Source organism: Arthrobacter sp. RT-1, assembly GCF_003367205.1.
In the GTDB taxonomy this organism is placed as follows: Bacteria; Actinomycetota; Actinomycetes; order Actinomycetales; family Micrococcaceae; genus Arthrobacter.
In genome coordinates, this window is the sequence record NZ_QRGQ01000050.1 from 50,555 (window position 1) to 63,833 (window position 13,279).

Here is a 13,279-nt window from a genome sequence, read left to right on the forward strand (position 1 = left end):
CTGTAGGTCCCGCCCGAATTGCGTCACAAAGGCCCGGAAACGCTAAGTCACCTAGGGAAATATTTCGTCACGAAACGCCGGACGGCCTTGAAGAAGCCTTCCTGCTGTGCATCGGACAGGCGGTCCGCGGCGGCTTCCGCCGGACCCTTAACCGGAGGTTTCGCCGGCTGCGCAGCCGGCGCTGCTGCGGCAGCTTCCCGGGCCTTCGCGACGGCGGCGTCGTACCGTTCCAACGCAATCTCGGCGAGCACCGGGGACGGCAGCAGCGGCTCGGTGATGAGGTCGGCGCCCGCCTTGGCGAGCTGGTCGTGGAAGAAGCCCGGCGCCAGGAGGTACGAGGCAATCACGACGCGCCCGCCGACGTCGACCGCTCCCGCGGACTCCCCCGCGCCGGCACCGCCTTCCAGTTCCTCGCGAAGCATCGCAACGGCGTCGGGCACGGAAGGCTTGGCGGAGGCACCATAGGCGGCCACCATCCGGTTGGACCGCAGCTCCTGCAGCTGGCCCAATAGCTCCTCCACGCTGAGCGCGGCGTTGGGGTTGGACGAACCGGCAGCGGCCAGCACGATCACGTCGTTGTCCGTTACCCCGGCTTCGCGCAGCCGCTGGTCAAGCAGCGCCGCCAGGCGGGGATCCGGGCCCAGCGGTGCGGCCGCCGCGCTGCCCGGGCGGCTCTTGACTGCCCGCGCGATGTCCACCTTCACGTGGTAGCCCACGCTCAGCAGCAGCGGCACCACGACGGCGGACTCCCCCTCCGGCAGGCCCGCCACCACGTCCACCAGGTCGGGCTGCTGGACGTCCACGTACGCTTCCCGGACGTCGAGGCCGGGGCGGAGGGCGGCGATGCCGGCGCGCAGGGCGTTGACCTCCGCGGCTCCCTGTGTGCTGGACGTCCCATGGGCGCAGGCGATCATGATGGGGCTGTTCATAGGGGCTAGCGTAACGTTGGAGCCGCCCTGTCCGCCCTCTTTGAATTGCCGGGACGCTCCATGACATTCCCTTTTGACATCGCCCTGGTATGGCTGGACCTGGCCGGTATCTTTTTCTTTGCCGTCTCGGGATCCCTGCTGGCGGCGCGGAAGCGGTTCGACATCCTGGGCTCGCTCCTTCTGGCCTCGCTGGTGTCCCTGGGCGGGGGCGTAATCCGCGACATTATCCTCAACACCGTTCCGGCCGCGTTCACCAACCCGGCCTACCTGGTGCCGCCGCTGCTGGCAACCGTGCTGGTGTATTTCCTGTACTCCAGCGTCCAGCGTTTCACCTCGCTGTTGGTCCTGTTCGACGCCGGCGGGCTGGCATTGTTCTGCATCACCGGCACCCTGAAGGCAATTTCGTTGGGAATGAACCCGCTTGCGGCAGTCCTGCTGGGCGTCACAACTGCGGTGGGCGGCGGGCTGCTGCGCGATATTACTGCCAACGAGGTGCCGCAGCTGTTTGATGCCGGGGATCTGTATGCGCTGCCGGCCTTCAGCGGGGCAACCCTTACCTCCGTGCTGTGGGTGACGGGTTCATTCAATGCCGTCACTGCGTGCCTGGTTGCGGCTGTTGTTTTTGTCTTCCGGGTGGTGGCCTGGCGCCGGTCCTGGTACGTGCCGCTGGCGGTCCAAGGGTGGCACCGGCCGGGCCCTGACGGCGGCGAAGCGAGGGTCCGCAATTAGCTAGGATATGAGCATGACTGACATGTTCCTCGAGAAGTTCCGCTCGCTTGTTCCGAAGTATCTCGAGGATGAATGGCAGGAAGAGGACGGGCTGTCCGAAGAGGAGCTGGACAAGGCCCTGGCCGAGCACCAGTTCCAGATCCCGCTGGTCCTCCGCGAGTTCTACCTCGCCCTGGGTGGCTGCGAGGACCTCATGGAGGCCTACCACTACTTCTGGGACCCCGAAGAGCTCGAGGTGGACGACGAAGGTTTCCTCATGTTCCTCGAGGACGAGGAAGAGCAGTTCACCTGGGGCTTCCGGGTGGGCGACCTCGGCATCCCGGACCCCATCGTGTACCGCCGCAACAACGCCCGCGGCCAGTGGAAGTCCGAAGAAGGCACTTTCTCCGAGTTCGTGTTCGACATGTTCGAGTGGGCCTTCGAGGACGACGATGAGGACTAGGCCTCCTCTGCTTGGGTCCTCCGGCCTTCCTGGGGCACTTGGACACGGACACGCGGGGTATCGAACCTGTTCCTCGGCTTGCAGAGCTCAAAATGCCCCACGACGGCGGTACTCAGCGGCCGCTAAAAGCTCCCCGCCGGCTCTGATCGAGCACCGCCAACACTTGGGCCACCATCCGCTCCGGGTGATGGACGACGTCGGCATAGCCGAACCGGAGGCAGAGGCGGCCGCCGATCACCGTGGCATTGTTGCGCGTCCTGTCCTTTTTGACCTGGTTGGGTTCCAGGTGCGTGGCCCCGTCGGTCTCCACAACCAGGCATTCCTCAACCAGGAAATCCACCTCGCCCACTTCTGGAATCTGGACATGCCTCCGGACATGAAGCCCCGCCCGGCTGAAGTGGTAATTGGCCAGGACCTCCAAAACAGAGTCCGCCCGTGGAATCACATAATCCAGAACTGAGCGGGCGCGGGCATTACGGTTTCCGGGAAGCTTGCGGCGCAGGAAGTCCAGGGTGATGTCTCCCCGCTGCGCCGCGCTTTGAACCATAACCAAGGCCTCGACCTCGGGCAGGCAGTGCAAGGCATGGATCAGGACGTCGGCCAAACCTGCGACAGGCAGCCAGGGGTGCACAGGATGGAGTATGCGGCCGTGGGTCAACGTTCCGGGCACGGTCTTTTTGTGGCCCGGACTCAGATGGACCTTGTCTGCCTCCTGCATCGTCCACAGCTGGTAGAGGGGCGCGCCGGACAGGCAAGTCAGTTGTGCATTGTGCTGCAGCGCCAACCCGAGAGCTCCGGCTTCGTCCGGCAGGCTGTAAACACCCCGCCGGACCCGGACAATTTGCCGGGCATCCAGTGCCTTGTCCAGCCGTGTTCGTGAGTAGCCGGCTTTCAGGAGACGGGTAGTCCGGGCAACGCCGCCCCGGCGCCGGAGAAAGGTTTCGATGTCCATGAATTCACAGTGGCGCGAAGCTCATACCAGGAGCAGTGTGAGGCGGCCTCATGTGGACAACCCGCCCGTCCCGGGGCACTTCGACGCGGACACGCCGCGACTTTGCGGCCAAATCCCGCCATAGGCCTTCAAAGTGCCCCACGAGGGCTCCCATCCCACGGCGGAAAGTTTTTGACACGGACAGTAACAAGGGACTTGCTTCTTGTGACAAAGCTGTCATAGACTATTTCCGGATCCGCTAAACGCCTCCGGCGGGTCTGATGCGAACGGAGAGATAGCCCCGGTTCACAGCAACATATGACTCGTATTGTTGTTGCGGACCGGGGCTATCCCGTTTAACAGGCGCCCCGGCGAACGGGACGGCGGCGCCGCACATGGAGAAGCCCGGCGCCTGGGGGGAGCCGGGCTTCGACATATCCAGAGAAAACTAGCTGGCGCGGTCCACCACGGCCAGGGCGAAGTTGGACAGCGAATCCTTGACGACGCCTTCGGGCAGCGGGGCCAACGCTGCGATCGCTTCATTGGCCCAGCGGCGCGCAACCACCCAGGATTCTGCAGTCACGGGGTGCTCGCGCAGGCCGGCAACAGCCTCGGCCAATGCCTCATCGGAGGTCAGGTCGCCGTCGATCAGCCGGAGAAGTTCGACGGCGGACTGGTCACCGTCCGCGGCAGCCTTGCGCAGGAGCAGCACCGGCAGGGTGGGCACCCCTTCGCGCAGGTCGGTTCCCGGCGACTTGCCGGACTTCACCTTGACGCCGGTAACGTCGATGACGTCGTCCGCGAGCTGGAAGGCAACCCCCACCTTCTCGCCGTACTCCACCAGCACATTCTCGAATTCGGGATCAGCACCGGCGAAGATGGCGCCCAGCTGGCCGGAAGCGGCCACCAGCGAACCGGTCTTGTCGGCGATCACGGAGAGGTAGTGCGCCACCGGATCCTCGTCCGGGCGCGGCCCGACGGTTTCGTGCAGCTGGCCCAGGCACAGCCGCTCGAAGGTGCGGGCCTGGATGCCGAGCGCACGCGAGCCCAGCTCGGACACCAGGATGGAGGCGCGGGCAAAGATCAGGTCACCGGTGAGGACGGCTACGGAATTTCCCCACACTTCGTGGGCCGTGGGGGCGCCGCGGCGGAAGGGGGCGGAGTCCATCACGTCGTCGTGGTACAGGGTTGCCAGGTGCGTCAGTTCAACAACGACGGCGGCCTGCACCACTGCGGGCAGGGATGCATCGCCAAGGTGGGCGCAGAGCAGGGTGAGCAGCGGCCGGATCCGCTTGCCGCCGGCTTCCACCAGGTGACGCGACGTTGCGTCAGCCAGGGGATCCGAGTTGGCGATGGCTTCGCGGAGCTTCTTCTCCACCTTGGCCAGGTTGTTGGTGATGGCAGGGCCCAGTTCAGCGTCCTCGGCAATGGCGGCAAAACCCGCGGGCAGCTGGAGGCCGGTGGCGATGGCGCTGGTGTTGAGCGAAGGTTCAGCGGCCGTCATGCCGTGTCCGGCGTGGGTCCAGCTGTGGTCTGCGGGGTTGGTCACGGGTTAACCCTAACTTTTTGTTGCGGATACCGCTGGTTCGAAGCAGACGGGGTATTGGATGTGGCCGGAACCAGCGATTCCAGGACACGGATCATCCGGTCCTCGACGCCCTTCGCCGACGGGTCGGTGAGGTTGGCCAGAAGCCGCACCACAAACCGCATCAGCACCGGGATGGGCATGCCCGTACGTAGCGCGAGCTTCATGACGGCGGGCTTGCCGATCAGCGCGGCGAACGCGCGGCCCAGGGTGAAGTGCGATCCCCACTGCTGGCGCACATAGTCCGCGTACCTGCCAAGGTGCGCGTCGGCGTCGTACGTTCCGCCCGAAGAAGCCGAGCGCGAGGAGGCATCGATGATGAATTCGGCGGCGAAACGCGCGGACTCCATCGCGTAGGAGATGCCCTCGCCGTTGAACGGGGAGACCATGCCGCCGGCGTCGCCCAGGAGGAGCAGGCCGGGTGAATAGTGCGGGGTGCGGTTGAAGCCCATGGGCAGGGCGGCGCCGCGGATTTCGCCTACCTGGTTTTCGGGTGTGAATCCCCAGTCCGCGGGCATGCCTGCGGTCCATTCGCGCAGGACCTGCTTGTAGTCGAGCTTGCCGAATTCCTTGGAGGAGTTCAGGATACCCAGGCCCACATTGGAGGTGCCGTCGCCCACACCGAACACCCAGCCGTAGCCGGGCAGCAGCTTGCCGTCGCGTCCGGGCAGCTCCAGCCAGCCTTCCATCCAGTCGTCGTCGGTGCGCGGGCTGGTGAAGTAGGTGCGTACAGCCACGCCGAGGGGACGGTCGTCGCGCTTCTGGATGCCGAGGGACACGGCGGTGCGCGTGGAGTTGCCGTCCGCGGCGAGGACGACGTCGGCGCTGAACTCGCGCGTCTCCCCCGTCTTGCGTCCGGACTCGTCCAAGAGCGCTGCGCGGACGCCGGTCACGCGGCCGCTTCCGTTGGAGAGGGCGTCGGTAACGCTGTGCCTCTCAAGGATGGTGGCTCCGGCTGCCTGGGCGTGCCGGGCCAGTTCCTCGTCGAAGCCCAAACGCGTTCGGATCAGGCCGTACTGCGGGAAGTCGGAGACCTCGGGCCAGGGCAGTTCGATGGTGCGGCCCCCGGCAATCAGGCGCAGGCCCTTGTTGCGGCGCCAGCCGTCGTTTTCCGGGTGCGGCAGGCCGAGCTTCTGGATCTCACGGACGGCGCGGGGCGTGAGCCCGTCACCGCAGACCTTTTCCCGGGGGAAGCTGGTCTTTTCCAGCACCGTGACCTCGATGCCCGCCTTGGCGAGGTAGTACGCGGCAGTGGATCCAGCCGGACCCGCGCCGACAATCAGTACCCTCACAGGTCAGCGGGTGATGTTGCGGCGCAGCTTGGCCACCGGGCCTTTGCGCGCAGCGATGGCGGCAGCCCCGCCGTCGGGCGTTGACTCCGGAGCCTTGAACGCACGGTGCACCGCCACGATGCCGCCGGTGAGGTTGCGGTAGGTGACGTTTTCCCAGCCCGTTTCCTGCAGCCATGAGGCCAGGTGGTCCTGGTCCGGCCAGGCGCGGATGGACTCGGCCAGGTAGACGTAGGCGTCCGGGTTGGAGGCGACCTTGACGGCGATGGCTGGCAGGGCGCGCATGAGGTATTCGGTGTACATGGTGCGCCAGAGCGGCACCACGGGCTGGGAGAACTCGGCAATGACCAGGCGGCCGCCGGGCTTGGTGACGCGGAGCATCTCCTGCAGCGCCTTCTTGGGCTCGTTGACGTTCCGCAGGCCGAAGGAAATGGTGGTGGCGTCAAACGTGTTGTCCGCGAACGGCAGGTTGGTGGCGTCGCCGGCGATGAAGTCGATATCGGGGCGGCGGCGCTTGCCGACCTTGAGCATCCCGAGGGAAAAGTCGCAGGCCACCACATCTATGCCTGCATCGGCATATGGCTCGCTGGAGGTGCCGGTGCCGGCGGCCAGGTCCAACACCCGCTGGCCCTTGGAGACTTCCATGGCTTCCACCACAACCTTGCGCCAGCGGCGGGTCTGCCCCATCGAGAGGACATCATTGACGACGTCGTATTTCGGTGCGACGTCGTCAAACATCGTGGCTACTTCGTCCGGACGCTTATCCAAGGATGCTCGGTTCACCATGTCATTGTCTCAAATGTTCGGCAGCGTCCGGACCACCGGGCGTTTTACTCACGGCTGCCGCAGGAATGCCCTGACATCCTCCGCCACCAGGTCAGGGCACTCCCACAGGACCAGGTGGCCGGCGTCCGGGTAGATCTTCAGTTCCGCGCCCGGGATGCGTGCCGCCAGCTCTGTCTGGTCCGTCCGGGACAGCAGTGTGTCCTGCCCGCCGTACAGGATCAGCGCGGGCACGTTGATCGTTCCCGCTTCGGTGGGCGGGATGGCTTCGTAGAGGCCTCGCAGCGCGTCCTTCCAGACGTACGCCGGCATCATCATGCCGTCTCGGACGCGGTCCTCAAGAAACCACTGCGGGACGGACCGGTGCAGGGGGAACCACTCGAGCGACTGCCGCACCCACGCCTCGTCCATCGGATCCGCCAGGGCATCGACGTCGTCCGCGAACGGCGGGCGGCCGGCAAGGCTGAGGGGCGAGCCCACAAGTACCAGCGCATCCACGCGTCCCGGCTGGCCCACCGCCAACTGCTGGGCCACGTAACCGCCGCTCGAAGAGCCGAGCACGGCTGCCGATTCCAACTCCAAGGCATCGAGGATGGCCGCCACGTCGCCGGCCTGGTCACGCAGAGAGTAGCCGTGGCGTGGCTTGTCGGCCTCACCCTGTCCGCGGAGGTCTGGAGCGGCGATGCGGAACCCGGGCAGCAGCGGGACCAGGCGGTCGAAGGACCTGCGCGATTCGCCCCAAGCATGCAGGAAGAGCAGCGGCCTGGCGCTGGGATCGCCCTGGATCAGGCATGGGACGGTGATACCGGTGCTGAGCGTGAGCCTGCGGACTTCCGCGTCCATAGCTGAAGGGTACGCCCCGCCAGCGAAAGAGGGCACAGGAGCGGACCGCGCTTAAACGTACTTGGCTTCGCAAGTACCTTTAAGTACTTTCGGGTAGCGTTGACGCAATCATGACGAGCACCTTCCGCACCTTGACAATCCCCCTGGATGGAAAAGCATTCCCCGGCGGGCTGCCTTCGTTCTTGGTCCGGGACGATGTTCTCTGCTGGACGCGGCGGGAGGCCGGGCTTGCGGGCTTTGGCGAGATCGCGCGGTTCACGGCCACGGGCCCGGAGCGCTTCCTGGAAGCCGACATCTGGTGGCGGCACCTCGTCATCGAAGCCGAGATCACCGATTCCGTGGAGCTGCCTGGCACGGGCCCGGTGGCCTTCGGCTCCTTCGCCTTCTCCAAGACCTCCGCCCACGAATCCCGCCTGGTCGTGCCGGAGATCGTGGTGGGCGTGCGGGACGGCCAGGTCTGGCTTACCCAGCTGACGTTCGACGACGGCGACCTCACCGAAGAGGGTGCCCTCGCCGCGCTGGACCGCTGGCTGAGCGGCGGGCGGCCGGCGGCGGCAGCGGACTCCGCCGGGAACCCTGACCACGGTGAGGTTCCCGCCCGGGCCGGCGGCGCCGTCGTGCGTCCCCTCCCCCTGGCTGCCGGCGCCACGCTGCACACGGGATCCCTCAGCGAGGAAGCCTGGATGGCGGCCGTTGAAGCTGGGGTGGCGGAAATCCGGACCGGGGCGCTGGAAAAGCTGGTGCTGGCGCGGGACGTTGTGGCCACCGTCCCCACCGGCGTGAATGCCGCGAAGGTGCTGCGTGAACTCGCGGTGCGGTACCGCGAATGCTGGACGTACGGCGTTGACGGTTTGGTGGGTGCGACCCCGGAGATGCTGATCCAGGTGGAGGGCCGGACCGCGCAGGCGCGCGTACTGGCCGGAACACTCGACCGCCGCGATGCCCACGGCGAGGACGGCATCCCCATGGACTACGCCACGCGCGTGCTGGCCGGATCCGAGAAGCAAAGGCACGAGCACGAAATCGCGATCCAGTCGCTCACCACGCAGCTGGCGCCGTTCTCCGAGGCGATGAACGCTCACGACGAACCCTTCATCCTCGAACTGCCGAACGTCTGGCACCTGGCGTCAGACGTTAAGGCAGAGCTCACAGAGGTGGAAGGCCACGTGCCCACCTGCCTCGCGCTGATCAATGCTTTGCACCCTACCGCTGCCGTTTGCGGAACGCCCACGCAGGTTGCCGGTGCCCTGATCCGGAAACTCGAACACCTGGACCGCGGTCCGTACGCCGGGCCCGTGGGCTGGCTGGACGCTGCCGGAAACGGTGAATGGGGCATCGCCTTGCGCGGCGCTGTGATCGAAGCTCCGGATACCGTGCGCTTGTATGCCGGATGCGGAATAGTGGACGGCTCGCAGCCCGAGGCCGAGCTGGCTGAAACCTGGGCCAAGTTCCGTCCGATGCTCGAAGCCTTGGGCATCCGGAGCTGATCCCCCGCTCCGCCCAACTGAGTAGCAGGAAGTGTCGTTTTGGAGGGTGAAAAAGGCAGTTACTGCTACTTAGTTGGGTAAGAGTCCGGAATAGGAGACAGCCGGGCAGTCAGCCGGGTTGATTTCTGATGTGATTTAGTTATCCAATAGTGAAACTAAGTTTCCTGTGATGCACATCTCATAATCGGCGCTACACTATGAACCGATTTAGTACCGCATACCCCTGCAACAAAAGGTAAGAATTATGCAGCTCAAGTCCCTGGCCACGGCCAAAATGACCGCCAAGGCAGCAGCACTCTTCGCCGTTGGCGCCCTCACCCTCACGGCGTGCGGCGGCAGCTCCACCCCCGCCGCCTCGGAAGGTGGCATCCAGCTGATCAACGCAGGCAAGCTCACCGTCTGCTCGGACATCCCCTACGAGCCCTTCGAGTTCGAGAAGGATGGCCAGACAGTAGGCTTCGACGTGGACATCGCAAAGGAGGTTGCCAAGGACCTGGGCGCCGAGCTCAGCATCGTGGACAGCTCCTTCGAAGCCATCGAGACCGGCACCGCGCTGACCCAGTGCGACCTGGGCATCTCCTCGATCTCCATCACGGACACCCGCAAGGCCGTCATGGACTTCTCCACCCCCTACCTTGATGACGACCTGGCCCTCGTTGCCAGCGAAGAGTCGGGCATCGGCAGCCTGGACGACGCCAAGGGCAAGAAGGTGGGCGTCCAGCAGGCCACCACCGGCGCCGACTACGCGCAGGAACAGGGCATCGACGCCCAGCAGTTCGAGGACACCGGCCTCCTGGTCCAGGCGCTCCAGGCCGGCACCATCGACGCTGCGCTGGGCAACCAGTCCGTGCTCGGCTACGCCATCAAGGACGACCCCAAGTTCAAGAGCGTTGAGGAGTTCGCCACCGGCGAGCAGCTGGGCATCTCCATCAAGAAGGGCAACACCGCCATGGCCGAGAAGGTCAACGGCACGCTCGAGCGCCTGAACGAGGACGGTTCGCTGGAGAAGTTCAAGACCACCTGGTTCGGCGAAGCCGCCAAGTAAACCAGAGCGGGGACACGGGGCTTCAGCAGCCCCGGACCCTTCCCAGCCCTGAGAACCACGCAGCAGGGGCCCCGGATAAGCTGTACCGCTTCCGTCCGGGGCCTCTGCCACGCATAACGAATGTGAGCAATTCATGGCAATGACCGCACGTCAGCGCGCCAGAGTAAGCCTGTATGTCCAGGCCGGAATCTTTATTGTGGCCGTCGCCGCGCTGATCCTGGCCACCGACTGGGAGACCATCGGCAACAGTGTCTTCAACTTCGCCAAGATCGGGCCCATGTTCCCGGGCATCTTCGTCACCGGCCTGGTCAACACCCTGGTCTACACGTTCCTGGGTTTCATTGTGGGCCTTTCCGGCGGCCTGCTGCTGGCCCTGATGAAGCTCTCCAGCTTTCCGCTGTACCGCTGGATCGCCACCGGCTACATCGAATTCTTCCGCGGCATTCCCGCCCTGCTGGTCTTCATCGCCTTCGGGTACGGCGTTCCGCTGGCCTTCGGCGTCTCGTGGAACGTCACCGTCATCGTGATGATCTCGCTGGGTATGGTGGCCTCGGCATATATCGCCGAAACCCTCCGCGCCGGCCTGCAGGCTGTCCCCAAAGGCCAGCTCGAGGCCGCCCGCTCGCTCGGCATGCCGCAGTGGCGGGCCATGGTGACCATCGTGATCCCGCAGGCGTTCAAGATCGTCCTGCCGCCGCTGACCAACGAGATCATCCTGCTGACCAAGGACTCCTCTCTGATCTACGTCCTGGGCCTGACGGCCTCACAGTACGAGCTCACAAAGTTCGGCCGCGACGGCATCTCCAGCCTGGGCGCCGGCCTGACGCCGCTCCTGGTGGCGGGTGCCTTCTACCTGGTCATCACCATCCCCCTGAGCCTCCTGGCCCGGAAGTTCGAAAGCCGCTCCGCGCGGACCAAGCGATAGGCAGGGAAGACAATGAACGACGTCGTACGCTCCTCCGGCGGAACCGGCACCATCCACGCCGCCGGCGTGGAAATCAAGGACCTGCGTAAGTCCTACGGATCCAACGAGGTCCTCAAGGGCATCAGCCTGGACGTGGCTCCGGGCGAGGTGGTGTGCCTGATCGGGCCCTCCGGCTCCGGCAAATCCACCCTTCTGCGCTGCGTCAACCTGCTGGAACAGCCCAACCAGGGCAGCATCCAGGTGGGCGGCTTCGAAGCCACCGACCCCGATGTGGACATCGACAAGATGCGCCGCAAGGTGGGCATGGTGTTCCAGCAGTTCAACCTGTTCCCGCACCTGGACGCGAAGCGCAACTGCTCCATCGCCCAGACCAAAGTTTTGAAACGGTCCCAGGCTGAGGCGGACAAGGTGTCCATGCACAACCTTGAGCGTGTGGGTCTGGGCCACCTCGCAGACCGCTTCCCGGACCAGCTCTCCGGCGGGCAGCAGCAGCGCGTGGCGATCGCCCGCGCGCTGAGCATGGACCCCGAGCTGATGCTCTTCGACGAGCCCACGTCCGCCCTGGACCCCGAGACGGTGGGCGATGTCCTGTCCGTCATGCGGAACCTGGCCAAGGAGGGCATGACCATGCTGGTGGTCACGCACGAGATGGGCTTCGCCCGCGAAGTGGCGGACCGCGTGGTGTTCATGGACGGCGGCGTTGTGGTGGAGGAAGGCGTGGCCGAGCAGGTCATCGGCGCCCCCACGCAGCCGCGCACCAAGGAATTCCTGCGCCGCGTCCTGGATCCGACCCATATCGAGATCGAAGAGTAGGCACTTCCCGACTCCGCTGATTCACAATCGACACGCACATTCCCTGGCGCCTGGATATCCATAGCGCCAGGGATTTTGTGCGTCGTGAGGGTTTTTAGGCGGCGCCCGTCCGGGCACGTACGACGGCGGCGCGCACCTTTGCTGCGGACCTTTACTTCCGCCCGTGCCGGGAACAGAATGGGTCCCAACTAACAGCCCTGGCTCAGCAGCGCGCTGCGCATCGGAGGCCGGACCATCCGGCGGTTCTGTACAGGAGCGTGACATGGTCGACCCGTCTTCGCCAACCTCATCCTGGGTATCCAACCGGGCCGCGCGGCTGGCCTCAATACCCTCGTTCCTGCGGGTCGACGAGTATATACGGGGGTTCGGTGTTCGGGGGGACGGGCAGGCGGCCGGCTGTGATTTCACTTTCGGCAACCCGCACCAGATGCCGCCGGACCGCTACGTTGACACATTGCGGGACGCGTTGGTCCCGCAAAACGACCAGTGGTTCGCGTACCAGGCCAACGGCAGCGCCGCCCGGGAGGCTGCCGCTGAATCGTTGCATCGGCTGCTGGACGTGCCGTTCCGTCCGGAGGACGTCTACCTGACCACCGGTGGCTTCGCGGCCATCGCCCTGGCGCTGAAAACCGTGGCTGATCCGGGTGATGAGGTCATCTACAGCCTGCCGCCCTGGTTCCTCTACGAGCCGCTGATCCTCGAGGCCGGGCTGGTACCGGTCAAGGTTACGGTGGACACCACCACGTTTGACCTGGACCTCGGCGCGATCGAAGCCGCCATCACGGAGCGGACCAGGGTGGTGATCGTTAATTCGCCCAACAATCCCACGGGCAGGATCTATCCCCCGGAACTGCTTGCCCGGTTGGCGGACCTGCTGGAGGCGGCTTCGGCAAGAATTGGCCGGCGGATCTACCTGATCTCGGACGAGGCCTACAACCGGATCGTGTTCGAGGGCGCGCGCTTCCACAGCCCTGTGGAGTTCTACCCGCATACGCTGCTGGCCTACTCGTACGGCAAAACCCACCTCGCGCCAGGCCAGCGGGTGGGCTACCTGGCGCTGCCGCCCGCCATGCCGCACCGGGATGAGATGCGCCCGGCCATATCCGGGCTGCAGGTGGCAATGGGCTGGGTATACCCGAATGCCCTGCTGCAGCACGCGCTTCCCGAACTGGAGAAGTTCACCATCGACGTCGGACAACTGCAGCGGCGCCGGGACCGCCTGGTTGAGGCGCTCGGCGGCATGGGGTACCGCCTCCAGCCGCCGGAAGGCAGCTTCTACCTCTATGTCACCTCCCCCATCCCTGATGACCAGGCGTTCACCGGATCACTGGCCAAGCGGGACGTCTTCGTACTCCCGGGCGTACTGTTCGAAACACCGGGTTTCTTCCGGATCTCCCTGACAGCGAACGACGATATGGTCGAACGCAGCCTGCCTGCCTTCAAGGAAGCGATTGAGGAGCACCGCCCGTGATGGGACA

At 65.4% G+C, this 13,279-nt stretch carries 13 protein-coding genes; 7 read left to right on the forward strand and 6 right to left on the reverse strand.

The annotated features are described in order from the left end of the window. Positions 1 to 47 precede the first annotated feature (47 nt). Entirely contained in the window at positions 48 to 929 is an 882-nt protein-coding gene (locus DXK94_RS20545; protein ID WP_115526349.1) for a sirohydrochlorin chelatase, read from the reverse strand. A 60-nt stretch (positions 930 to 989) separates the two neighbouring features. Here DXK94_RS20545 and DXK94_RS20550 point away from each other — a divergent pair, with 60 nt between their 5' ends. Then, on the forward strand, positions 990 to 1,658 hold the full coding sequence (locus tag DXK94_RS20550; RefSeq protein WP_115526350.1) for a trimeric intracellular cation channel family protein: 669 nt from the start codon (positions 990 to 992) through the stop codon (positions 1,656 to 1,658). A gap of 13 nt (positions 1,659 to 1,671) precedes the next feature. Continuing rightward, the gene (locus tag DXK94_RS20555; RefSeq protein ID WP_115526351.1) at positions 1,672 to 2,100 is read left to right on the forward strand and encodes a hypothetical protein; all 429 of its coding nucleotides are present in this window, start codon (positions 1,672 to 1,674) and stop codon (positions 2,098 to 2,100) included. A 112-nt stretch (positions 2,101 to 2,212) separates the two neighbouring features. Here the strand turns inward: DXK94_RS20555 and DXK94_RS20560 are convergent, their stop codons facing one another. The 5 genes from DXK94_RS20560 to DXK94_RS20580 all read right to left on the reverse strand — a co-directional run bounded on the left by DXK94_RS20560 (position 2,213) and on the right by DXK94_RS20580 (position 7,531). Then, positions 2,213 to 3,052, reverse strand: coding sequence for a type IV toxin-antitoxin system AbiEi family antitoxin domain-containing protein (locus DXK94_RS20560; RefSeq protein ID WP_115526352.1), 840 nt, complete (start codon positions 3,050 to 3,052; stop codon positions 2,213 to 2,215). A gap of 427 nt (positions 3,053 to 3,479) precedes the next feature. Further along, a complete protein-coding gene (locus DXK94_RS20565) occupies positions 3,480 to 4,580 on the reverse strand; it encodes a polyprenyl synthetase family protein (protein WP_115526353.1) in 1,101 nt (366 codons plus the stop codon). Further along, positions 4,577 to 5,908, reverse strand: coding sequence for a geranylgeranyl reductase family protein (locus DXK94_RS20570; RefSeq protein ID WP_115526354.1), 1,332 nt, complete (start codon positions 5,906 to 5,908; stop codon positions 4,577 to 4,579). Before DXK94_RS20570 ends, DXK94_RS20565 begins: the two co-directional genes overlap by 4 nt. A 3-nt stretch (positions 5,909 to 5,911) precedes the next feature. Then, complete coding sequence (locus DXK94_RS20575; protein ID WP_258868660.1) at positions 5,912 to 6,688, reverse strand: demethylmenaquinone methyltransferase; 777 nt, start codon at positions 6,686 to 6,688, stop codon at positions 5,912 to 5,914. Between the two features lie 51 nt (positions 6,689 to 6,739). After that, positions 6,740 to 7,531 (reverse strand): alpha/beta fold hydrolase, encoded by a 792-nt coding sequence (locus tag DXK94_RS20580; RefSeq protein ID WP_115526356.1) that lies wholly within the window; start codon positions 7,529 to 7,531, stop codon positions 6,740 to 6,742. A 110-nt stretch (positions 7,532 to 7,641) separates the two neighbouring features. On the opposite strand from DXK94_RS20580, the gene DXK94_RS20585 reads away from it, so the two are divergent. The 5 genes from DXK94_RS20585 to DXK94_RS20605 all read left to right on the forward strand — a co-directional run bounded on the left by DXK94_RS20585 (position 7,642) and on the right by DXK94_RS20605 (position 13,272). Then, complete coding sequence (locus DXK94_RS20585) at positions 7,642 to 9,018, forward strand: isochorismate synthase MenF (RefSeq protein ID WP_115526357.1); 1,377 nt, start codon at positions 7,642 to 7,644, stop codon at positions 9,016 to 9,018. A 244-nt stretch (positions 9,019 to 9,262) separates the two neighbouring features. Then, positions 9,263 to 10,063 carry an ABC transporter substrate-binding protein gene (locus DXK94_RS20590; protein WP_115526358.1) on the forward strand — a complete coding sequence of 267 codons (801 nt, stop codon included), beginning with the start codon at positions 9,263 to 9,265 and terminating at the stop codon, positions 10,061 to 10,063. 133 nt (positions 10,064 to 10,196) lie between these two features. Further along, positions 10,197 to 10,988 (forward strand): amino acid ABC transporter permease, encoded by a 792-nt coding sequence (locus tag DXK94_RS20595; protein ID WP_079596522.1) that lies wholly within the window; start codon positions 10,197 to 10,199, stop codon positions 10,986 to 10,988. Between the two features lie 12 nt (positions 10,989 to 11,000). Next, the gene (locus DXK94_RS20600; RefSeq protein ID WP_079596521.1) at positions 11,001 to 11,801 is read left to right on the forward strand and encodes an amino acid ABC transporter ATP-binding protein; all 801 of its coding nucleotides are present in this window, start codon (positions 11,001 to 11,003) and stop codon (positions 11,799 to 11,801) included. A gap of 262 nt (positions 11,802 to 12,063) precedes the next feature. Then, positions 12,064 to 13,272: an aminotransferase class I/II-fold pyridoxal phosphate-dependent enzyme gene (locus DXK94_RS20605; RefSeq protein ID WP_115526359.1), complete on the forward strand. Its 1,209-nt coding sequence runs from the start codon at positions 12,064 to 12,066 to the stop codon at positions 13,270 to 13,272. Positions 13,273 to 13,279 lie beyond the last annotated feature (7 nt).